Annotated in this window: 23 protein-coding genes; 13 read left to right on the top strand and 10 right to left on the bottom strand. The window is 62.4% G+C overall.

The window, feature by feature from the left end; all coding sequences use genetic code 11:
• The first annotated feature begins 42 nt into the window (after positions 1–42).
• From BLT50_RS12900 to BLT50_RS12860, 9 genes are all read left to right on the top strand, one after another.
• Entirely contained in the window at positions 43–963 is a 921-nt protein-coding gene (locus BLT50_RS12900) for a manganese-dependent inorganic pyrophosphatase (protein ID WP_090029103.1), read from the top strand.
• Positions 964–1,108: 145 nt separating this feature from the next.
• Positions 1,109–1,594: a VOC family protein gene (locus BLT50_RS12895; RefSeq protein WP_090029169.1), complete on the top strand. Its 486-nt coding sequence runs from the start codon at positions 1,109–1,111 to the stop codon at positions 1,592–1,594.
• A gap of 73 nt (positions 1,595–1,667) precedes the next feature.
• Complete coding sequence (locus BLT50_RS12890; RefSeq protein WP_090029102.1) at positions 1,668–2,543, top strand: TIGR01459 family HAD-type hydrolase; 876 nt, start codon at positions 1,668–1,670, stop codon at positions 2,541–2,543.
• Between the two features lie 101 nt (positions 2,544–2,644).
• Positions 2,645–3,088 carry a MaoC family dehydratase gene (locus tag BLT50_RS12885; protein WP_090029168.1) on the top strand — a complete coding sequence of 148 codons (444 nt, stop codon included), beginning with the start codon at positions 2,645–2,647 and terminating at the stop codon, positions 3,086–3,088.
• A gap of 95 nt (positions 3,089–3,183) precedes the next feature.
• Positions 3,184–3,489, top strand: coding sequence for a hypothetical protein (locus BLT50_RS12880; RefSeq protein WP_090029101.1), 306 nt, complete (start codon positions 3,184–3,186; stop codon positions 3,487–3,489).
• A 115-nt stretch (positions 3,490–3,604) separates the two neighbouring features.
• Positions 3,605–3,787, top strand: coding sequence for a hypothetical protein (locus BLT50_RS12875; protein ID WP_090029100.1), 183 nt, complete (start codon positions 3,605–3,607; stop codon positions 3,785–3,787).
• A 70-nt stretch (positions 3,788–3,857) separates the two neighbouring features.
• Positions 3,858–4,796 carry a bifunctional riboflavin kinase/FAD synthetase gene (locus BLT50_RS12870; RefSeq protein WP_090029099.1) on the top strand — a complete coding sequence of 313 codons (939 nt, stop codon included), beginning with the start codon at positions 3,858–3,860 and terminating at the stop codon, positions 4,794–4,796.
• Positions 4,793–5,251, top strand: a complete 459-nt coding sequence (locus tag BLT50_RS12865) for a YcgN family cysteine cluster protein (RefSeq protein ID WP_090029098.1) — start codon at positions 4,793–4,795, stop codon at positions 5,249–5,251. The genes BLT50_RS12870 and BLT50_RS12865 overlap by 4 nt, the downstream gene beginning before the upstream one ends.
• Entirely contained in the window at positions 5,251–6,297 is a 1,047-nt protein-coding gene (locus BLT50_RS12860; protein WP_090029097.1) for a threonine aldolase family protein, read from the top strand. Before BLT50_RS12865 ends, BLT50_RS12860 begins: the two co-directional genes overlap by 1 nt.
• 3 nt (positions 6,298–6,300) lie before the next feature.
• On the opposite strand, the gene BLT50_RS12855 is transcribed toward BLT50_RS12860, so the two are convergent.
• Positions 6,301–7,137, bottom strand: a complete 837-nt coding sequence (locus tag BLT50_RS12855) for an alpha/beta fold hydrolase (protein WP_090029096.1) — start codon at positions 7,135–7,137, stop codon at positions 6,301–6,303.
• Positions 7,137–7,736 carry a 2-hydroxychromene-2-carboxylate isomerase gene (locus tag BLT50_RS12850; RefSeq protein WP_090029095.1) on the bottom strand — a complete coding sequence of 200 codons (600 nt, stop codon included), beginning with the start codon at positions 7,734–7,736 and terminating at the stop codon, positions 7,137–7,139. The genes BLT50_RS12855 and BLT50_RS12850 overlap by 1 nt, the downstream gene beginning before the upstream one ends.
• A 104-nt stretch (positions 7,737–7,840) precedes the next feature.
• On the opposite strand from BLT50_RS12850, the gene BLT50_RS12845 reads away from it, so the two are divergent.
• Positions 7,841–8,851: a ribose-phosphate pyrophosphokinase gene (locus tag BLT50_RS12845; protein ID WP_090029094.1), complete on the top strand. Its 1,011-nt coding sequence runs from the start codon at positions 7,841–7,843 to the stop codon at positions 8,849–8,851.
• 6 nt (positions 8,852–8,857) lie between these two features.
• Here BLT50_RS12845 and BLT50_RS12840 read toward each other — a convergent pair whose 3' ends face one another.
• From BLT50_RS12840 to BLT50_RS12805, 8 genes are all read right to left on the bottom strand, one after another.
• Entirely contained in the window at positions 8,858–9,184 is a 327-nt protein-coding gene (locus BLT50_RS12840) for a DUF1801 domain-containing protein (protein WP_245723376.1), read from the bottom strand.
• 160 nt (positions 9,185–9,344) lie between these two features.
• Positions 9,345–9,695 (bottom strand): H-type lectin domain-containing protein, encoded by a 351-nt coding sequence (locus BLT50_RS12835; protein WP_090029093.1) that lies wholly within the window; start codon positions 9,693–9,695, stop codon positions 9,345–9,347.
• A 115-nt stretch (positions 9,696–9,810) separates the two neighbouring features.
• Positions 9,811–10,242 (bottom strand): F0F1 ATP synthase subunit epsilon, encoded by a 432-nt coding sequence (locus BLT50_RS12830; protein ID WP_090029092.1) that lies wholly within the window; start codon positions 10,240–10,242, stop codon positions 9,811–9,813.
• A gap of 12 nt (positions 10,243–10,254) precedes the next feature.
• Complete coding sequence (atpD, locus tag BLT50_RS12825) at positions 10,255–11,679, bottom strand: F0F1 ATP synthase subunit beta (RefSeq protein WP_090029091.1); 1,425 nt, start codon at positions 11,677–11,679, stop codon at positions 10,255–10,257.
• An 18-nt stretch (positions 11,680–11,697) separates the two neighbouring features.
• Positions 11,698–12,576: a F0F1 ATP synthase subunit gamma gene (locus BLT50_RS12820; RefSeq protein ID WP_090029090.1), complete on the bottom strand. Its 879-nt coding sequence runs from the start codon at positions 12,574–12,576 to the stop codon at positions 11,698–11,700.
• Positions 12,577–12,588: 12 nt separating this feature from the next.
• The gene (gene atpA, locus BLT50_RS12815; protein ID WP_090029089.1) at positions 12,589–14,127 is read right to left on the bottom strand and encodes a F0F1 ATP synthase subunit alpha; all 1,539 of its coding nucleotides are present in this window, start codon (positions 14,125–14,127) and stop codon (positions 12,589–12,591) included.
• A complete protein-coding gene (locus tag BLT50_RS12810; RefSeq protein WP_090029166.1) occupies positions 14,128–14,688 on the bottom strand; it encodes a F0F1 ATP synthase subunit delta in 561 nt (186 codons plus the stop codon).
• A gap of 306 nt (positions 14,689–14,994) precedes the next feature.
• Positions 14,995–15,747, bottom strand: a complete 753-nt coding sequence (locus BLT50_RS12805; protein ID WP_090029088.1) for a methyltransferase domain-containing protein — start codon at positions 15,745–15,747, stop codon at positions 14,995–14,997.
• A 64-nt stretch (positions 15,748–15,811) separates the two neighbouring features.
• Between BLT50_RS12805 and gloB the strand changes: the two genes are divergently transcribed.
• The 3 genes from gloB to BLT50_RS12790 all read left to right on the top strand — a co-directional run bounded on the left by gloB (position 15,812) and on the right by BLT50_RS12790 (position 20,032).
• Entirely contained in the window at positions 15,812–16,579 is a 768-nt protein-coding gene (gene gloB / locus BLT50_RS12800) for a hydroxyacylglutathione hydrolase (RefSeq protein WP_090029087.1), read from the top strand.
• Positions 16,580–16,742: 163 nt separating this feature from the next.
• The gene (gene clpA, locus BLT50_RS12795) at positions 16,743–19,070 is read left to right on the top strand and encodes an ATP-dependent Clp protease ATP-binding subunit ClpA (protein ID WP_090029086.1); all 2,328 of its coding nucleotides are present in this window, start codon (positions 16,743–16,745) and stop codon (positions 19,068–19,070) included.
• A complete protein-coding gene (locus tag BLT50_RS12790; protein WP_090029085.1) occupies positions 19,070–20,032 on the top strand; it encodes a M23 family metallopeptidase in 963 nt (320 codons plus the stop codon). The genes clpA and BLT50_RS12790 overlap by 1 nt, the downstream gene beginning before the upstream one ends.
• Positions 20,033–20,038 lie beyond the last annotated feature (6 nt).

The following is a 20,038-nucleotide window of genomic DNA, read 5'->3' as shown; positions in this document are numbered from 1 at the left end:
CCTATAAGGCGCGCGAAAATGCGCATTCGAACGAGGCATCCCATGACCACACTAGTTTTCGGGCACAAATCCCCCGATACCGATTCCACCGGCTCGCCGATCATCTGGGCCTGGTACCTCAACGAGGTGAAGAACACCCCCGCCGAGGCCGTCCTGCTGGGTGAGCCCAACACCGAGGCGGCATTCGTCCTGAACCGTTGGGACTGCCCCAAGCCGCGCATCGTGACCGAGATCGCCGACGGCACCTCCGTCGTGATCGTCGACACCAACAACCCCGCCGAACTGCCCGGCAACGTCAACGATCTGGACGTGACCGCGATCATCGACCACCACAAGTTGGTGGGCGGGCTGGAAACCAAGGGTCCGATCGACATCACCGTGCGCCCGCTGGCCTGCACCGCCACCATCATGTACGACCTGATGGGCGACGATGCCGCCAAGATGCCCGAGAGGGTCAAGGGCATGATGCTGTCGTGCATCCTGTCGGACACGCTGGAATTCCGCAGCCCCACCACCACCGATCATGACCGCGCCGTGGTGGAAAAACTGGCCGCCGACCTTGGCATCGACATTTCCGCCTATGCCTCCGAGATGTTCGAGGCGAAATCGGACGTTTCCGCGTTCTCGGACGCCGAACTGCTGCGCATGGACAGCAAGGAATACACCGTAGGCGGCAAGGATTTCCGCGTCAGCGTTCTGGAAACCACCGCACCCAAGCTGGTGCTGGACCGCAAAGACAGCCTGATGGCGTCGATGGTGGACGTGGCCAAGGAAGACGGCGCCGACCAGGTGCTGCTGTTTGTCGTCGACATCCTGAACGAGGAAGCCACGCTGCTGGTGCCCAACGATCTGGTGAAATCCGTGGCCGAGAAAAGCTTTGGCGCGACGGTTTCGGGCGACACCGTGGTACTGCCCGGCATCATGAGCCGCAAAAAGCAGATCATTCCGAACCTGAAGGTCTGACCGGGTCACACGCCCCTTGAAAACCGAAATGCGCCGTCCCCGTGGGGACGGCGTTTTTCGTTTCGCACACCATCGGTGCGCATCAGGGTGTTTCATGCGCGGCGCCGACTGCCTACTTTCCGGTCCGACCAAGGAGAAAACGGAAATGGCATATGTGACCCACCCGGAAACCCGCATCGGACACGTGCATCTGAAAGTCGCAGATCTGGACCGTGCAATCGGGTTCTATCGTGACGTGATGGGGTTCGAACTGCAGCAACGCTATGGCAGGCACGCAGCCTTTCTGTCGGCAGGCGGCTATCACCATCATATCGGCCTGAACACCTGGGAAAGCCTTGGGGGCACACCGCCCGCAGCCGGGCATACCGGGCTGTATCACGTCGCGTTTCTGTACCCCGACCGTGCATCGCTCGGGATGGCGCTGAAGCGCGCGCTGGAGGCCGGTGTGGAACTGGAGGGCGCCGCCGATCACGGCGTGTCCGAAGCGATCTATTTCCGCGACCCGGACGGAAACGGGATCGAAATCTACCGCGACCGCGCGCCCGAAGACTGGCCGCGCGACGCCGCGGGCGAGCTTGAGATGACGAACGCCCGGCTGGACCTGGACGCCTTGCTGGCCGAGGCGCGGTAAACGGGTTTTCCCGGTGGAAAAGCCTGCCTGTCTCGGTCATACCGGGGCTGAACGACTAGCGACAGGTGCCCCAATGCCAAAGATCATCGAAGCCCTTTCCGACATCTCGCATCTTTATGACGCGCTGTTCGTCGATCTTTGGGGCTGCGTGCATGACGGGGTGCGGGCGATCCCGTCGGCGGTCGCCGCGTTGCAGGAGTATCGCGAAAAGGGTGGTATCGTCGTGCTGGTCACGAATTCGCCCAAGCCGCGCAAGGGTGTCGAGGTGCAGCTGCGCAAGTTCGGCGTCCCCGAAGACGCCTGGGACACCATCGCCACCAGCGGCGACAGCGCGCGCTCGGCCATGTTTCGCGGCGCGGTCGGCCGGAAACTGTGGTTCATGGGCGAGTGGGAGCGCGATGCCGAATTCTTCGAGCCGCTGTCCATCATCGAAAACCCGGTTGACGTGCAACTTGTCGATCTGGAAGAGGCCGAAGGGATCGTTTGCTGCGGCCCGTTCGACCCGATGGCCGACCCGGACGTGAACCGGCCCCAGTTTCTTTATGCAAAGCAGAAAGGGTTGAAGCTGCTTTGCGCAAACCCCGATATCGTCGTGGATCGGGGGGAAGAGCGCGAATGGTGTGCCGGCGCGCTTGCACGGCTCTATACCGAGATGGGCGGCGAGAGCCTCTATTTCGGCAAGCCGCACCCGCCGATCTATGATCTTGCGCGCCGCCGGCTGGCCGCGCTGGGGCGGGACATACGCGATACGGCGATTCTGGCGATCGGTGACGGCATCGCGACCGACATCCAGGGCGCGATGGGCGAGGATATCGATTCCCTTTTCATTTCCGGCGGCTTGGCGCGCGCCGAAACCAAAACGTCGCATCAACCCGACCCTGAGGCCCTAAAGGCTTATATCGAAAAGGAAATGTCCAATCCGACCTATGCAATTGGACAGTTGCGCTGACGCATTTTGCGCTTGATTTTCTGCGGCTGCAAAGCAATAAAGTTGCCAACATGGGCGCAAAACCGTCCAAAAATTACCTTAACGGCCAGACGGAGGGTCGGATGTTGGACAACCTGCCGCGCGGAACGATCACGATCGAGGAAATCGAAATGGGGATGGTGCGCCACCTGCGCAAAACCGTCACCGACGAGGATATCGAGATGTTCGCGCAGGTCTCGACCGACCGGAACCCGGTGCACCTGGACGACGATTATGCCCGCGACACGATTTTCGAGGGACGTATCGCGCATGGCATGCTGACGGCCGGGCTGATCTCGGCGGTGATCGGCGAACAACTGCCCGGTCACGGCACTGTCTATATGGGGCAGTCGCTGAAATTCCTGGCCCCCGTCCGCCCCGGCGATACGGTTGTAGCCGAGGTCGAAGTGATCGGTATCGACTATGCCAAGCGCCGTGTGCAGTTGGAAACCCGCTGCCTTGTCGACGGAAAAAAGGTGCTGATCGGCGAAGCGACCGTTCTGGCGCCGACAGGCAAATTCGACTAACACGGGCAACGATGCGCCGGCAATCACTTTCAGGTTGACGACTCTCTCCTTCGCTGGCAATCACCCGGTGGTGATCAGTGAAGTGAGTGAGTGAAATGAAAAACATTTTATTTTCAGTGGTATGTTTTGCAGGTGTCGCCGCGTGCGGTGTCACGGTGGACAACATCAACCCCGCAGTGTCTCAGTACAATGGCGACAGCGTCAGTATCCAGCTCAACGGTAACCTGTTGGAGTTCGCAACCCCGGAAGTCCGAACCGCGGCGTTCAAGAAGGCAGATACCGAAGCGGCCCGGATTTGCTCGAAAGGGCACAAGAAGCGGGCGGAATACACCAGCACGCGCAATCTGCCGACCGGGCAGTACAGCTATGCCATCGAGCGGCTGTATCTCTGCCTGCGCTAGCGGACAGCCGCCGAAATCGCGGCCTTCAGCGCCGCTTTGTTGATTTGGCGCGCGTATGCGCACACCCTTGCAGCCCCGCGCACCAGGCGGGGCTGTCAAAGGGAGGCACATCACGATGGACGCAATCCAGACGACACAATATGCCCGCGCGCTGATGCAGGCACGTGGATCGAAAGCCATAGCCGAAGCCGCACAGCGCATGCGCGAGAACGAGGCGAAAGGCAACACCGCCGAAGCCGAGAACTGGCGCCGGATTCGCCTGGCCCTGGCCGAGATGCGCGGGCCGCATCAATCCTGACAAAGGACGCGGCGAAAGAAGAGCCCCAACGCGCTTGCGCCTGATCGCAGGGGGGGCTAACCCTGCGCGCATGCGTATCATCCGCGATTACACTTTCGTGGCCGAGAAAGACCGGGGCGCAAGCGCAGCGATCGGGAATTTCGACGGCGTGCATCTGGGCCACCAGTCGGTGATCGACCTGGCGCGGCGCGCGGGTGCCGATATCGGCGCGCCACTGGGCGTGATGACGTTCGAGCCGCACCCCCGCCAGTATTTCGCGCCCGACGCCCCGCCCTTTCGCCTGATGGGCCGCGAGGCGCGCGCCCACCGGCTGGAAAAGTTGGGGGTCGAGCGGCTTTATGAGCTGAATTTCAACGCCGCGCTGGCCGGGCTGAGCCCCGAGGAATTCGCCCGCGACGTCATTCATCGCGGCCTTGGCCTGCGTCATGTCGTGGTGGGCGCCGATTTCTGTTTCGGCAAGGGCCGTGCCGGCAATGCCTCTGACCTGCAACGGTTCGGCCGTGACTTGGGGTTCGGTGTCACGATCGCCACGCTGATTGAGGGTGAAGGCGGCGAGGTGTCCTCGACCGCGATCCGCAACGCACTAAGCGAAGGCCGCCCGCGCGACGCGGCGGCCATGCTGGGCCATTGGCACCGGATCGAGGGCGAGGTGATCGGCGGCGAGCAGCGGGGGCGGCACCTTGGCTATCCCACCGCCAACATGTCGATCGACAACCTGCACCCGCCGCGTTTCGGCGTCTATGCGGTGCTGGTCGATGTGCTGGATGGCCCGCACCGGGGCAGCTATCACGGTGCGGCCTCGATCGGGGTGCGGCCGATGTTCAACGGCGAACGCCCGAACCTGGAAACGTTCATCTTCGATTTTTCCGGCGATCTGTACGGCGCCGAATTGTCGATCGGGCTGGTGGAATATCTCCGGCCGGAAGAAAAGTTCGACGGCCTCGACGGGTTGATCGCGCAGATGGACGCGGATTGCCAACGCGCCCGCACCATCCTGGCGGCTGTATGACCGCGTCCAACCTCCGCCCCCGGTTCTGGGAAACCGTACCGCTGGAACGCATGACGCGGGCCGAGTGGGAAGCCCTGTGCGACGGCTGCGGCAAATGCTGCATGAACAAGCTCGAAGACGAGGACACCGCCGAAGTGGCGCTGACCAACGTGGCCTGCCGCTTGTTCGACGATGCGACCTGCCGCTGCAGCCAGTACGAGATACGCCACCAGTTCGTGCCGGAATGTATCGTGTTGAAACCGCAGAACATGGACCGCAACCTGTACTGGATGCCGGAAACCTGCGCCTATAAACTGCTTTGGCAGGGCCGCCCGCTGTTCGACTGGCACCCGCTGATTTCGGGCGACCCCGACAGTGTCCACCGTGCGGGCGTGTCGATGCAGGGCCGTACCGTGCCCGAATTCGAAGTCGACGATGACGACTGGGAAGACCACATAATCGAGGAGCCGACCTGATGTTTTTCGCTTCTGACAACGCAGGGCCCGCGCATCCGCAGGTGATGCAGGCGCTGATGGATGCCAACCAGGGCTTTGCCCTGCCCTATGGCGCCGATGCGATCATGGATCGTGTGCGCGCCCGTATCCGCGAAATCTTTGAAGCGCCGGATGCGGCGGTTTACCTGGTCGCGACGGGCACGGCTGCCAATTCGCTGGCATTGGCCAACATGTGCCAGCCTTTCCAGACGGTGTTCTGTTCGCCCGTGGCCCATATCCACGAGGACGAGTGCAATGCGCCCGAGTTCTATTCCGGCGGCGCCAAACTGACGCTGGTGGGTGACAGCGACAAGATGACCGCCGACAGCCTGCGTGCCGCCATCGAGGCCGAGGAAACGCGCGGCGTACACGGGCCGCAGCGAGGGCCGGTGTCGATCACGCAGGTGACCGAGCGTGGCCGGATATACAGCCTGCAAGAGCTGTCGGCGCTGACCTCCGTCGCGCGTGAGTTCGGCCTGCAATGCCATCTGGACGGCGCCCGCTTTGCCAATGCGCTTGTGGCGCTTGGCTGCACGCCGGCCGAAATGACCTGGAAGGCCGGCATCGACGCAGTCAGCTTTGGCGGGACCAAGAACGGATGCCCCGGCGTCGAGGCCGTGATCTTCTTCAACCCCGAAAGGTCGTGGGAATTCGAGCTGCGGCGCAAGCGCGGCGCGCATCTGTTTTCCAAGCACCGCTATCTTTCCGCACAGATGGAGGCCTATCTGACGGACGATCTGTGGCTGAAAAGCGCGCGCGCGGCGAATGCGAATTGCCGGCGGCTGGCCGACGGTCTGGCCGGCGTTTCAGGCGTCGCGTTGCTGCACGATCCCCAGGCCAACATGATTTACGCCGACATGCCACGCGCGGTCCACAAGCGCCTGCAGGATGGCGGCGCGGTCTATTACCTGCTGGCGGGCGACGCGGATGCGGGCGATCCGAACGAGTTGCTGCCATGCAGGATGGTGACCGACTGGTCGATCAGCGCCGCGCAGATCGACCAGTTCGTGGCCTTGGCAAAGGGCTGACCGTCAGGGCAGCGTCGGCTGCTCTTCGGGAACGGTTTCAAGGAAGCCGCGCACCTGCGCGGCTACCTCTTGCGGGTGGGTGATCGGCACCATGTGCCCTGCCCCGTCTATCACCGCACGTTCGGCCCGGCGCAGGCGCGCCATCAGCCCATCGTTGATCGCGGCGATGTAACGGGGTGACTCCGCCCCTTCGATCAACAGCGTCGGCTGGCTGATCTTTTCCAACGCGCCACTGGCCAAGAGCCCAGCCTTGTCGCCATAGATCTGCGGATGCCCGGCATGAACCAGCCTGATACGTTTGATCATCGAGGCGCGCTGCGGCTCGGGGATCGTATCCCATGCGCGGCCGTCCCCCCAGAACCCGGTAAAGATCCGGGTTGCCTCTTCGAGGTTGTCGGCATCCATCGCGCGGTAATAGGCACCGAGATCCTGTTCATGCGCCTCTTTCAGGTCGGGGCGGTCATGCATGGCGATTGCAAAGAACACCGGTTCGATCAGAACCAGGCTACGCACCAGTTCAGGGCGTTCCGCCGCGATGCGCAGTGCGATTGTGCCGCCGAAACTGTGCCCGATCAGGTCCATCGGCTGGTGCGGATCAAGGAAATCCAGCGCCATGTCCATCGATTGGGATTGCAGGTCGCTGACGCCGTCCCATTCGGCGCTGCGCCCGTGGCTGGGCAGGTCGAACGCAACCATGTCCAGCATGTCGTCCAGCGCGCGCGCCATGCCCTGCCAGCCGCCGGCGTGCCCCAGCGAACAATGCAGGAGCAGCGCCTTGCGCTTGCCGCTGCCCATCCGCACCCAATGCGTATCGACGCCGCCGCGCTTGTCGACGGGCATCAGAGTTCACCCGCAAGATATGCGTCGAGATCGTCCAGCCTGTCCTGTCCCCAGAACATCTGCCCGTCGTCGGTGATGTAGAAAGGTGCGCCGAACACGCCCCGGCTGACCGCCTCTTCAAGGTTCGCGGCATAGGTTTCGGCCCCGGCCAGCAGCCCCTTGTCCGCCAGTGCGGGATCGAAGCCCGCCGCCGTCAGGCAATCGCGGATCACGTCATCCTGGGCGATGTCGCGATCTTCGACCCAGACGGCCCGCAGGATGCCATGCACCAGCGCGCCAAGATCGCCGCCCCCGGCTGCCTGCGCGGCAATGATCGCATAGGACGAGGGCGCGGCATTCGTCGGAAAGTGCGCGGGCCGAAAGTTCAGCGGCATACCCCGCTTTTTCGCCTGGCGCGGCAATTCCTGCGCGCGATAGGCCGTGCGCGACGGGTGGCGCTGATCGACGGGCAGACCACCGGTGCGCGGGAATGCCGCGATCAGATCGAAGGGTTTGTAGGTGATCGTCGCGCCATGGCGGGCGGCGATTTCCTCCAACCGTGTGCCTGCCAGATAGCAATAGGGCGACAGGGTGGAAAAAAAGTAGTCGATATGGGCCATTTGCGCGCTTCCCTGAATGCATAGGTTTGCCCGACCGTATTCAGATGGTAGGCAGTGTCAACGTCACGAATCTGTCAAAATGACCACCTCCTGGAACCGCTGCCATGCCCACCATCACCGAACCCAAGCTGATTTCCGGTAACGCCAACATGCCGCTGGCCAATGCCATAACCCGTCGCATGTCGATGCATCGCGGCATGTCGCAGAAACTGGTGGATGCCAGGGTCGAGCGGTTCAACGATCAGGAGATCTTTGTCGAGGTCTACGAGAACGTCCGCGGCGAGGACATGTTCATCATCCAGTCGACATCGAACCCCGCCAACGACAACCTGATGGAACTGCTGATCATCTCGGATGCGCTGCGCCGGTCTTCGGCGGCGCGGATCACGGCAGTGGTGCCCTATTTCGGCTATGCCCGCCAGGACCGCCGCACCAAGGCCCGCACCCCGATTTCGGCCAAGCTGGTCGCCAACATGATGGTCGAGGCCGGGATCGAGCGGGTTCTGACGATGGATCTGCATGCCGCGCAGATCCAGGGCTTTTTCGATATCCCGGTGGACAACCTGTATGCCTCGCCCATCTTTGCGCTGGATATACTGCACCAGTTCAAGGACAGCCTTGGCGACGTGATGGTCGTCAGCCCCGATGTCGGGGGCGTGGCACGCGCAAGGGAACTGGCCAAGCGGATCAACGCACCGCTGGCCATCGTGGACAAACGCCGCGAAAAGCCCGGTGAAATCGCGGAAATGACCGTGATCGGCAACGTGTCCGGCAAGAAATGCATCATCGTCGATGACATCTGCGACACCGCCGGCACGCTGTGCAAAGCGGCCGAAGTGCTGATGGAGCATGGCGCGACCGAGGTTCACAGCTACATCACGCATGGCGTTCTGTCCGGGCCCGCGGTTGAGAGGATCACCAATTCGGTGATGAAATCCCTGGTGATTTCGGATTCGATCGAACCGACCGACGCGGTCAAGGCCGCCCCGAATATTCGGATTCTGCCCACGGCCCCGATGTTTGCCCAGGCAATCCTGAACATCTGGCACGGTACCAGCGTGTCGTCGCTTTTCGAAAACGAAACGCTGGCCCCGATCTACGAAGGCATCCTTTGATCGCCGTCACCGAAGGTGATACGTCAGCGCCCGGCTGACGAGCAGCCGAAGCTTGTCGAGGTCCGGCGCAGTTTCTGCGTCGAACAGAACTGCGCGGTTTCCGTCGTAGGCAAAGTCATCGGGGAACAGCATTCGGAAATCCGAAATCAAGCTGGTCTGGCAATGGGCATAGATCGCGTATCCCCCGGTTTTCGGAACGCCAAGCCGGAGTGTCGAACCTGATCTTGTTTCAGGCGTGAGATATGCGGGTTGTCCCCATTTCAATGTCTCTTCGATACGTCCGGCAGCCGGCGTGTCCGACGCGGTTTCAAGGATCATTTCGCGCAAGCGCAACAGATGTGCGCGCGCAGGCTGGGCGAAACCGGCAAATGCGGATGAAACGGCATCGGAAGCAAACCGGGTCTGGGGCATGAACGCTCGGGTCTGGTTCGGCAGGAACGTCATAGGTTAGCCCACGCCGGCCCCACCACGCAATGCCGCGCCTGGAACGCCCCTAGTACAAGTCCCAATCGTCGTCATCGGAAACTTCGCCGATCGCCAACCATCCAACGCGGGCACGCGCAACACGGGTGTCGCCCCAGGTTCTGAAAACCAGGTCGAACCCTTCCAGAGTCACGTTCTCGGCGCTGACATCGGCACGGACGTTGTGGGCATGATCCACATCCCACATGCTCAGCGCGCAATGGACGGCTGGAACGGAACGGAAGGCATCGCTGAAGCGGACCAGTTTGCGGCGTTCACGCGGGCCTTCGCCGGTCCACATCTCTCCCCCGTCCTCGTAATCCGAGAACAGGACGTTGTCGCCCTGGTCGATGCCGATCCTGTGGCTGGCAAGTTTTTTCATGAAGTCGAAGCTCTTTTACACGCGGACCGGATACTGAACGAATTCGGCAAAACTTTGGAGTGGAAAAGAAAAAGGCCCCGGCAGTGCAGGGGCCTTTTCATCAGTTCACGACCGATCAGAAGTTCGGCGGTGTCAGTCCGATATGGCCACCCATGGCAACCATGTCGGCCAGGAGCTTGGCCGCATCATCGACGGGGCCCGGCTCGTTCTGGAATGTATCGCGCGCTTTCGCGTGCGCCTCGTGTGCGCTGCGGACCATGTCGTGATAGACCTCTTCGGTCATATCCCCGAAGGGTACGGCACGCTCGGCCAGGACGGTTGTGCCATCACCGCTGATTTCGGCGAATCCGCCGGTCACAACGTAATTGGCTTCCCCTTCCGGCCCCTGCACCGTCAGCACGCCGGGACGCAGGGTGGTGATCAGCGGCGCGTGGTCTTTCATCGCCGTCAGGTCGCCATCCGCACCCGGGATCTGAACCGACGCCACCTGGAGCGAAGCAAGGCTGCGCTCCGGGCTGACGAGGTCGAATTGCATCGTATCTGCCATGATTGGCCCTCCTTAGGCCGCGTCGGCAGCCATCTTTTCGGCCTTGGCGATCACTTCGTCGATGCCGCCCACCATGTAGAAGGCCCCTTCGGGCAGGTGGTCGTATTCACCGGCGACAACCGCCTTGAACGAGCTGATCGTATCTTCGAGCGGCACCTGCACACCGTCCGAGCCGGTGAACACTTTTGCCACGTCGAAAGGCTGCGAAAGGAAGCGCTGGATCTTCCGGGCACGGGCCACGGTCAGCTTGTCCTCTTCGCTCAGTTCGTCCATGCCGAGAATTGCGATGATGTCCTGAAGCGACTTGTAACGCTGCAGGATGCCCTGCACGTCACGTGCCACCTGGTAGTGCTCTTCGCCGACGATCGCCGGGTCAAGCAGACGCGAGGTCGAGTCGAGCGGGTCCACGGCCGGGTAGATACCCAGTTCCGAGATCGCACGCGACAGAACGGTGGTTGCGTCGAGGTGGGCAAAGGTCGTGGCAGGCGCCGGGTCGGTAAGGTCGTCGGCGGGCACGTACACGGCCTGGATCGAGGTGATCGAGCCCGACTTGGTCGAGGTGATGCGTTCCTGCATCGCGCCCATGTCGGTGGCCAGCGTCGGCTGGTAACCCACGGCCGAAGGGATACGGCCCAAAAGTGCCGACACCTCGGAACCTGCCTGCGTGAAGCGGAAGATGTTGTCGACGAAGAACAGAACGTCCGTACCCGATGCGTCGCGGAACTGCTCGGCCAGCGTCAGACCGGTCAGGGCAACACGGGCACGTGCGCCCGGAGGCTCGTTCATCTGGCCGTAAACAAGCGCAACCTGCGACTCTTCGAGGTTGTCGGGCTTGATCACGTTCGATTCGATCATCTCGTGATACAGGTCGTTGCCTTCGCGGGTCCGTTCACCCACACCGGCGAACACCGAATAGCCCGAGTGCACCTTGGCGATGTTGTTGATCAGCTCCATGATCAGAACCGTCTTGCCAACGCCGGCGCCGCCGAACAGGCCGATCTTGCCGCCTTTGGCGTAAGGGGCCAGCAGGTCGATCACCTTGATGCCGGTTTCCAGAACTTCGGATTCGGTCGACTGTTCGCTGAATTCGGGTGCGGGCTGGTGGATCGCGCGGCGCTCTTCCACTTTCAGCGGCTCACCTTCGTCCACCGGTTCGCCGATCACGTTCAGGATGCGGCCCAGCGTAGCGGGGCCCACCGGAACCGAGATCGGTCCGCCGGTGTCCTTGACTTCCTGACCGCGCACCAGACCTTCGGTGGCGTCCATGGCGATCGTGCGCACGGTGTTTTCACCAAGGTGCTGCGCGACCTCCAGAACCAGGCGCTTGCCGTTGTTATCGGTTTCCAGCGCGTTGAGGATTTCCGGCAGGGTGTCGTCGAACTGCACGTCCACGACGGCACCGATCACCTGCGTGACTTTGCCTTTTGCATTTGCCATCTATTCGTCTCCGTCCTCTTAGAGCGCCTCGGCGCCCGAGATGATTTCAATAAGCTCGTTGGTGATCACGGCCTGGCGCGAGCGGTTGTATTCGATCGTCAGCTTTTCGATCATATCACCCGCGTTACGCGTTGCGTTATCCATGGCCGACATCCGTGCGCCCTGCTCGGACGCGCCGTTTTCCAGAAGTGCCGAGAAGATTTGCGTCGCGACACCGCGCGGCAGCAGGTCGGCCAGGATGGCCTCTTCGTCGGGCTCGTAATCGTAAAGCGTCGATACGCCGGCCTCGTCGTCCTTCGCCTCGAAAGCGGCAGGAATGATCTGCTGCGCTGTCGGGATCTGGCTGACGACGTTGACGAACTCCGAGTAGAAGATCGTGGCAACGTCGAATTCGCCATCGTCGAAACGGGCGAGGATGTCGCGCGCGATGCCCTGCGCATCGGAATAGCCCACGCGCTTGACTTCGGACATATCGATGTGACCGACGAACAGGTCGCCGTAGTCACGCTTCATGTTGTCACGGCCCTTCTTGCCGACGGTCAGGATCTTGACCGTCTTGCCTTCGGCCTTGAGCTTGTCCGCGTGCTGCTTTGCCAGCTTTGCGATGTTGGCGTTGAAGCCCCCGCACAGCCCGCGTTCCGCCGTCATCACGACCAGCATGTGAACATCGTCCTTGCCGGTACCGGTCAGCAGCTTGGGCGCGCTGTCGGAATCCCCGACCGACGCCGCCAGCCCCGCCATCACGGCATTGAACCGCTCGGCATAGGGGCGGGCCGCCTCGGCCGCATCCTGTGCCCGCCGCAGCTTCGCGGCGGCCACCATCTGCATGGCCTTGGTGATCTTGCGGGTCGATTTGACCGACTCGATCCGGTTTTTCAGGTCCTTAAGACTTGGCATAGCCTCGTCTCCTTACGAGAAATCGGCGGCGTATTCGTCCAGCGCAGCCTTGATCTTGTCCTCGGCCTCACCCTTGATCTTGGGATCTTCGGTGGTGATCCAGTCCAGCAGATCCTGGTGCTTGCCGCGCAGATGCTGCAGCAGGCCATGTTCGAACCGGCCGACGTCGCGCACGGCGACCTTGTCGAGGTAGCCGTTCGTACCGGCATAGATCACGCAGACGATTTCCGCGTTGGTCAGCGGCGAATACTGCGGCTGCTTCATCAGCTCGGTCAGGCGCGCACCACGGTTCAGCAGCTGCTGGGTCGCGGCGTCGAGGTCGGAACCGAACTGGGCGAAGGCCGCCATTTCACGGTACTGGGCCAGCGACAGTTTCACCGGACCGGCGACCGATTTCATGGCGTTGGTCTGGGCCGACGAACCCACGCGGCTCACCGACAGACCGGTGTTCACGGCGGGGCGGATGCCCTGGTAGAACAGTTCCGTTTCCAGGAAGATCTGGCCGTCGGTGATCGAGATCACGTTGGTCGGAATAAAGGCCGACACGTCGCCGCCCTGGGTTTCGATGATCGGCAGCGCGGTCAGCGAGCCGGCACCGTTGTCTTCGTTCAGCTTGGCCGAACGTTCCAGCAGGCGGGAGTGCAGGTAGAAAACGTCGCCCGGGTAAGCTTCGCGGCCCGGCGGGCGGCGCAGCAGCAGCGACATCTGGCGATAGGCCACGGCCTGCTTGGAAAGGTCATCGTAGATGATCAGGGCGTGACGGCCATTGTCGCGGAAGTATTCCGCCATCGCGGTTGCGGCGTACGGTGCCAGGAACTGCATCGGTGCGGGGTCCGACGCGGTGGCGGCCACGACGATCGAGTAATCGATCGCGCCGCTCTCTTCCAGTTTCTTCACCAGCTGAGCAACGGTCGAACGCTTCTGGCCGACAGCCACGTAGACGCAGTAGAGCTTTTTGCTTTCGTCGTCGCCTGCGGCGTCGTTATACGCCTTCTGGTTCAGGATGGTGTCGAGCGCGACTGCGGTCTTGCCGGTCTGACGGTCGCCGATGATCAGCTCGCGCTGGCCGCGGCCGATCGGGATCATGGCGTCAACGGCTTTCAGGCCGGTCGCCATCGGCTCGTGCACCGATTTACGCGGGATGATGCCCGGTGCCTTGACGTCGGCAACGCGGCGCTCGGCTGCCTTGATCGGGCCCTTGCCGTCCAGCGGGTTGCCCAGACCGTCGACAACGCGGCCCAGCAGGCCGTCACCGGCGGGCACGTCCACGATCGAGTTGGTGCGCTTGACGGTGTCGCCTTCCTTGATGTCACGGTCGGAACCGAAGATCACGACGCCGACGTTGTCGGTTTCGAGGTTCAGGGCCATGCCCTGAATGCCACCGGGGAATTCGACCATTTCGCCCGCCTGGACGTTGTCCAGACCGTAAACACGGGCAATACCGTCGCCAACCGACAGCACCCGGCCAACCTCGGCCACCTCGGCTTCTTGCCCGAAGTTCTTGATCTGGTCCTTAAGGATCGCAGAAATCTCTGCCGCTTGGATACCCATTTATCCGACCTCTTTCATTGCGTTCTGGAGGGAGTTCAGTTTCGAAGCGATCGAGGTGTCGATCATCTTCGAACCCACTTTTACGATAAGACCACCGATGAGGCTTTCATCGACGGTCGCGTTGATCTTTACATCTTTGCCCACACGCTCTTTCAGCGTCTTGGCAAGCTTGTCGGCCTGGCCCTTGGTCAGGGCCTTGGCGCTTACGACATCCGCGGTCACTTCGCCTTTGTCTTCGGCGATCTGGGCGCGCAGCGTCGCGACCAGCTGCGGCAGCACGAACAGGCGCCGCTTTTGCGCCATAAGCCCCAGCACGTTGGTCATGACTGGGGTCAAATCCATTTTCTTGGACAGCGCCGTGATCGCGTTGCCCTGCTGTTCGCGCGTGTACATCGGCGATGCGATCAGGTCGCGGAAATCTGCACTGTCGGTCAGCGCGGCGTCCAGCGCATCCAGGTCGGATTCGATCTTGGCGACGGATTTGTCTTCTTTGGCCAGTTCAAAAACGGCCGTGGCATAGCGCGATGCGATGCCTGAGGAAATCGAAGCTGGTTCGGACACGTCCACCCTTCCGATATTCTGGCCCCGGTTTGGAATGGCCTTGCGGCCCCGGGGGTGTTTGCACAGCCTGACTGTTATCTAGTCACGGAAATTCGGCAGGGGTGTAGCAGAGCAATCCTGACCTAGCAACCTGCTATAAATCTTTCGTATACGATTGGATACCACATGTTTTCAAAGAGTTAACCCAAGTGCGACCCTTTGTGCGCATTTCTTGGGCAACTTTTTTATGCACTTGCGCGCGGTTTTGCGATTCCTGTGCGACGCTTTGCCCCGCAGCGTTACCGCTATCACCCCGGATCGGGTCGCCTAGCGTATCGAATTGCGGCCGGCGACAGGCTTGCCCAACCCGTCCAGAACCTCGAGCGGGCGCCGCACCGCCTCTTTCAGGCCACCAGTCGGCGCATGTACGCGCTTGGTCGCCTCGACGATCAGAACACCGCCCGCCATCACGAACGGCAGGCGCCGTCCGCTGCGTTCCCAGAACTGCGCCGTCTTGCGCCAGAACCTGCGATGGCTGGGTGGCTGGAACAGGGTCGTGACATGCCTCTCGGGCAAGAAGTGGTGTTTGCGCAGCTGCGCTTCGAGCTGGCTGAGCGTGTAGGGCCGGCCATACCCAAACGGTGTGCGGTCCGAGCGCGACCACAGCCCCGCCCGGTTCGGCACGATGAACAACGCCTTGCCGCCCGGGCCGAGAACCCGGCAGCATTCATCCAGCAGCGCGGTGGGGTTCTCGCTGGTTTCCAGCCCGTGAAGAAGGATCAGCTTGTCAGCGTGCCCCGTTTCGATCGGCCAGAGCGTTTCTTCGCAAAGCACACTGACATTCGGCATTCCGGCCGGCCACGGCATCACCCCTTGCGGCCCCGGCATCAACCCGATCACGCGACGCGCGTCCGCCAGGTAGGGCCTGAGCAGCGGCACGGCAAAGCCGAAACCGACAACCGTCTGGCCCTGCGCTTCGGGCCAAAGCTCCAGCACTGCATCACGCACGGATTTCTGCGCAGCCCGCCCCAAGGCGCTGCGATAGTAGAAATTGCGCAGATCCTGCACATCAAGATGCATTGCAGGCCGGTTCCCGATCCGTCAGTCTGTTGGCCACACCATATCAAGCAAAGGATGAAACGCCATGCCCCTTGAGATCGTCACCATCCCCTGCCTGAGCGACAACTATGCCTTTCTGGCACATGACAAGGCGACGGGCGACACCGCGCTGGTCGACGTGCCCGAAGCGGCACCCATCCTGGCCGAGCTGGACCGGCGGGGCTGGCAGCTGACCCACATCCTGATCACGCACCACCATCTCGATCATGTGCAGGGCATCGACGCCGTTCTGGCCGCCTATCCTGCCAAGGTTGTCGGGGCGTCCGCGGATGCGCAGCGCCTGCCGCCGCTGGACATCGCCGTAAGCGAGGGTGACACCGTGCAGATCGGTGGCGAAACGGGCCATGTGATCGACGTGTCGGGCCACACGATCGGACATATCGCGTTTCACTTCCCGGAAAGCCATGTGGCGTTCACCGCCGATTCCCTGATGGCTCTGGGGTGTGGCCGGGTGTTCGAAGGCACGTTCGACCAGATGCACGAAAGCCTGGAGAAACTGGCCGCGCTGCCGCCCGAAACGCTGATCTGCTCAGGTCATGAATACACCGCCGCGAACGCGCGTTTCGCGATGACCATTGAACCGGACAATCCCGATCTTATTTCTAGGGTCGACCGTATCGAAGAGGCGCGCGCCAAGGGAATGCCGACGGTGCCCTCTCTTCTCTCCGTGGAACTGGCGACCAACCCGTTTCTGCGGGCCGACCAGCCAGGTGTGCAGGCTGGTGTCGGCATGCCGGGTGCGGACCCGGCCCAGGTTTTCGCTGAAGTGCGCCGCCGCAAGGACGCATTCTGAAAGACCAAACCGTGAGCGGCTCCGGCGTTCGGACAAGAATTGTGATCGCCGGTGTCCAGAAAAAACTTGAAGCGCGGCCGATATCGACCAAACTTTAAAGTATCGAGGCAATGGTCGGACTGCAGAGCAGACCGATCGATCAAACAAAACAGGAGCACGTATCGTGCCTTCATTCTCGAACACGCTCGAACAGGCAATCCACGCGGCGCTGGCGCTGGCCAATGCTCGCCGCCACGAATTCGCAACGCTTGAACACCTGCTGCTCGCCCTTGTGGACGAGCCGGACGCATCGCGCGTGATGAAGGCGTGCTCGGTCGATACCGAGGAACTGCGCCAGACGCTGGTCGAATTCATCGACGAGGAACTGGTGAACCTGGTGACCGACATCGACGGCTCCGAGGCCGTGCCGACAGCCGCTTTCCAGCGCGTGATCCAACGCGCCGCGATCCACGTCCAAAGCTCGGGACGGACCGAGGTAACCGGGGCCAACGTGCTGGTCGCCATCTTTGCCGAACGTGAATCCAACGCCGCCTACTTCCTGCAACAACAGGACATGACACGCTATGACGCGGTGAATTTCATCGCCCACGGCGTGGCCAAAGACCCTGCCTATGGCGAAAGCCGCCCGGTTTCGGGATCGACCACGCCCGAGGCCGAAGAGGTCAACACCTCTTCCGACAAGGTCACCGAAGGTGAATCGGCGCTGGCCAAATATTGCGTGGACCTGAACGAAAAGGCGCGCACCGGCGACGTCGATCCGCTGATCGGCCGCAGCCACGAGGTCGAACGCTGCATTCAGGTTCTGTGCCGCCGCCGCAAGAACAACCCACTTCTGGTGGGCGATCCGGGCGTCGGCAAAACCGCCATCGCCGAAGGTCTGGCGCGCAAGATCGTGCAGGGCGAAACGCCCGACGTGCTGGCGCGCACCACCATCTTCAGCCTCGACATGGGCGCCCTACTGGCGGGCACACGCTATCGCGGCGATTTCGAAGAGCGGCTCAAGGCCGTTGTCTCGGAGCTGGAAAACCACCCCGACGCGGTTCTGTTCATCGACGAAATCCATACTGTGATCGGCGCAGGTGCGACATCGGGCGGGGCGATGGATGCCTCGAACCTGCTGAAACCCGCGCTGCAGGGCGGCAAGCTGCGCTGCATGGGCTCGACCACTTACAAGGAATTCCGCCAGCATTTCGAAAAGGACCGCGCGCTCAGCCGCCGGTTCCAGAAAATCGACGTGAACGAACCGTCGGTCGAGGACGCAATCAAGATCCTCAAGGGCCTCAAGCCCTATTTCGAAGAGCACCATGGCGTCAAATACACGGCCGATGCGATCAAGACGGCGGTCGAACTTTCGGCGCGCTACATCAACGACCGCAAGCTGCCCGACAAGGCGATCGACGTGATCGACGAAGCTGGCGCAGCGCAGCATCTTGTGGCCGAAAGCAAACGCCGCAAGACCATCGGCGCCAAGGAGATCGAGGCCGTGGTGGCCAAGATCGCCCGCATCCCGCCAAAGAACGTGTCCAAGGACGATGCCGAGGTTCTCAAGGATCTGGAGGCAACGCTCAAGCGCGTGGTCTTTGGCCAGGACGCCGCGATCGAGGCGCTGTCCAGCGCGATCAAACTGGCGCGCGCAGGCCTGCGGGAACCCGAAAAGCCCATCGGCAACTACCTGTTCGCCGGGCCTACGGGCGTCGGCAAGACCGAGGTCGCCAAGCAGCTTGCCGACACGCTGGGCGTGGAAATGCTGCGGTTCGACATGTCGGAATACATGGAGAAACACGCCGTCAGCCGCCTGATCGGCGCGCCTCCGGGCTATGTCGGCTTCGACCAGGGCGGGCTGCTGACCGATGGCGTCGATCAGCACCCGCATTGCGTGCTGCTGCTGGACGAAATCGAAAAGGCACACCCGGACGTGTTCAACATCCTGCTGCAGGTGATGGATCACGGCACCCTGACCGACCACAACGGCCGCAAGGTGGATTTCCGCAACGTGATCCTGATCATGACGTCGAACGCCGGCGCAACGGAACAGGCCAAGGCCGCCATCGGTTTCGGCCGCGACCGCCGAGAGGGTGAAGACACCGCCGCGATCGAACGCACATTCACGCCGGAATTCCGCAACCGTCTGGATGCCGTCATCAGCTTCCAGCCGCTGCCGAAGGACGTGATCCTGCAAGTGGTCGAGAAATTCGTCCTCCAGCTCGAGGCGCAGTTGATGGATCGCAACGTGACCATCGAACTGACCAAACCGGCCGCCGAATGGCTGGCCGACAAGGGTTACGACGACAAGATGGGCGCCCGCCCGCTGGGCCGCGTGATCCAGGAATACATCAAGAAGCCGCTGGCCGAAGAGCTGCTTTTCGGCAAGCTGGCCAAAGGCGGCGTGGTCAAGGTCGGCGTCAGGAACGGCGAAATCGACCTGCGCATCGAAGGCCCGGACAACCCGCGCCTTTCGGGCAACAAGCCACCGCTTCTGACCGCGGATTGATGCGCACAGCGCAGCTTTTGGCACTGACATTCGCAGCGGCGGCCACTTCGGCCGCCGCTCGCGATTTACCCCTGTCGCTGCCCATCGACTGCACGCTGGGCGAAACCTGTTTCATCCAGCAATTCGTCGATCACGATCCCGGGCCGGGTGCGCAGGATTTCACCTGCGGGCCGCTCAGCTACGATGGCCACAAGGGCACCGATTTCGGCCTGCCCTCCTTCGCCGCGATGCGCGCGGGTGTGGATGTTCTGGCCGCGGCCCCCGGCACGGTAAAGGGCCGGCGCGACGGCATGCCCGATACCGGCTGGTCGGACGCCTTTGTAGGAAAGGAATGCGGCAACGGCGTGGTGATCGACCACGGGAACGGCTGGCAGACGCAATACTGCCATATGAAACAAGGCTCGATCACGGTCGAGACAGGACAGCGCGTGGCCTTGGGCACGGTTCTGGGGCAGATCGGGTTTTCCGGCCGCACGCAATTTCCCCATCTGCACCTGTCGGTGCGCAAGGATGGCGAGGTGATCGACCCGTTCGACCCGGACGGCCGGATCGCGTGCGGAGCCCCGGACGACGACACCCTTTGGCAGACCCCACCGGACTATGCCCCCGGCGGGCTGCTCGGTGCCGGCTTCGCGCGGCGCGTACCCGACTATGGTGCGATCAAGGATGGCGCGGCGCATCATCCACAGATGCCGGACGATATCGGCGCGCTGGTTCTGTGGGCCTATGCCTTTGGCGCGCAGGCAGGCGACGTGATGCGGTTCGGCATCGCCGCGCCGGACGGCTCCGATTTCTTTGCCCATGATGCGGTGATCGACGCCCCCAAGGCGCAACTCTTTCGCGCCGCGGGCAAGCGACTCGCCGCAACGCTGCCCAAGGGGACGTATCTTGGCACGGCAACACTGCTGCGCGATGGCACAACGATCGACAGCGTGACCACCGAAGTCCGCATCGGCGAGTGAACCGCG

The organism is Lutimaribacter saemankumensis (genome assembly GCF_900100005.1).
Classification (GTDB): domain Bacteria; phylum Pseudomonadota; class Alphaproteobacteria; order Rhodobacterales; family Rhodobacteraceae; genus Lutimaribacter; species Lutimaribacter saemankumensis.
The sequence above is the reverse complement of the archived record's forward strand: the minus strand, read 5'-3'. Positions and strand labels throughout refer to the sequence as shown.

Bases quoted from the DNA above. Each gene is read 5' to 3' on its own strand.
- BLT50_RS12900 (WP_090029103.1), top strand. From the start codon at position 43: ATGACCACACTAGTTTTCGGGCACAAATCCCCCGATACCGATTCCACC.
- BLT50_RS12860 (WP_090029097.1), top strand. From the start codon at position 5,251: ATGTTTTTCGCTTCTGACAACGCAGGGCCCGCGCATCCGCAGGTGATG.
- BLT50_RS12820 (WP_090029090.1), bottom strand. From the start codon at position 12,576: ATGCCAAGTCTTAAGGACCTGAAAAACCGGATCGAGTCGGTCAAATCG.
- BLT50_RS12870 (WP_090029099.1), top strand. From the start codon at position 3,858: ATGCGTATCATCCGCGATTACACTTTCGTGGCCGAGAAAGACCGGGGC.
- BLT50_RS12845 (WP_090029094.1), top strand. From the start codon at position 7,841: ATGCCCACCATCACCGAACCCAAGCTGATTTCCGGTAACGCCAACATG.
- atpD (WP_090029091.1), bottom strand. From the start codon at position 11,679: ATGGCAAATGCAAAAGGCAAAGTCACGCAGGTGATCGGTGCCGTCGTG.
- BLT50_RS12865 (WP_090029098.1), top strand. From the start codon at position 4,793: ATGACCGCGTCCAACCTCCGCCCCCGGTTCTGGGAAACCGTACCGCTG.
- BLT50_RS12805 (WP_090029088.1), bottom strand. From the start codon at position 15,747: ATGCATCTTGATGTGCAGGATCTGCGCAATTTCTACTATCGCAGCGCC.
- BLT50_RS12895 (WP_090029169.1), top strand. From the start codon at position 1,109: ATGGCATATGTGACCCACCCGGAAACCCGCATCGGACACGTGCATCTG.
- atpA (WP_090029089.1), bottom strand. From the start codon at position 14,127: ATGGGTATCCAAGCGGCAGAGATTTCTGCGATCCTTAAGGACCAGATC.
- BLT50_RS12890 (WP_090029102.1), top strand. From the start codon at position 1,668: ATGCCAAAGATCATCGAAGCCCTTTCCGACATCTCGCATCTTTATGAC.
- BLT50_RS12790 (WP_090029085.1), top strand. From the start codon at position 19,070: ATGCGCACAGCGCAGCTTTTGGCACTGACATTCGCAGCGGCGGCCACT.
- BLT50_RS12855 (WP_090029096.1), bottom strand. From the start codon at position 7,137: ATGCCCGTCGACAAGCGCGGCGGCGTCGATACGCATTGGGTGCGGATG.
- BLT50_RS12850 (WP_090029095.1), bottom strand. From the start codon at position 7,736: ATGGCCCATATCGACTACTTTTTTTCCACCCTGTCGCCCTATTGCTAT.
- BLT50_RS12880 (WP_090029101.1), top strand. From the start codon at position 3,184: ATGAAAAACATTTTATTTTCAGTGGTATGTTTTGCAGGTGTCGCCGCG.
- BLT50_RS12835 (WP_090029093.1), bottom strand. From the start codon at position 9,695: ATGAAAAAACTTGCCAGCCACAGGATCGGCATCGACCAGGGCGACAAC.
- BLT50_RS12875 (WP_090029100.1), top strand. From the start codon at position 3,605: ATGGACGCAATCCAGACGACACAATATGCCCGCGCGCTGATGCAGGCA.
- BLT50_RS12885 (WP_090029168.1), top strand. From the start codon at position 2,645: ATGTTGGACAACCTGCCGCGCGGAACGATCACGATCGAGGAAATCGAA.
- gloB (WP_090029087.1), top strand. From the start codon at position 15,812: ATGCCCCTTGAGATCGTCACCATCCCCTGCCTGAGCGACAACTATGCC.
- BLT50_RS12830 (WP_090029092.1), bottom strand. From the start codon at position 10,242: ATGGCAGATACGATGCAATTCGACCTCGTCAGCCCGGAGCGCAGCCTT.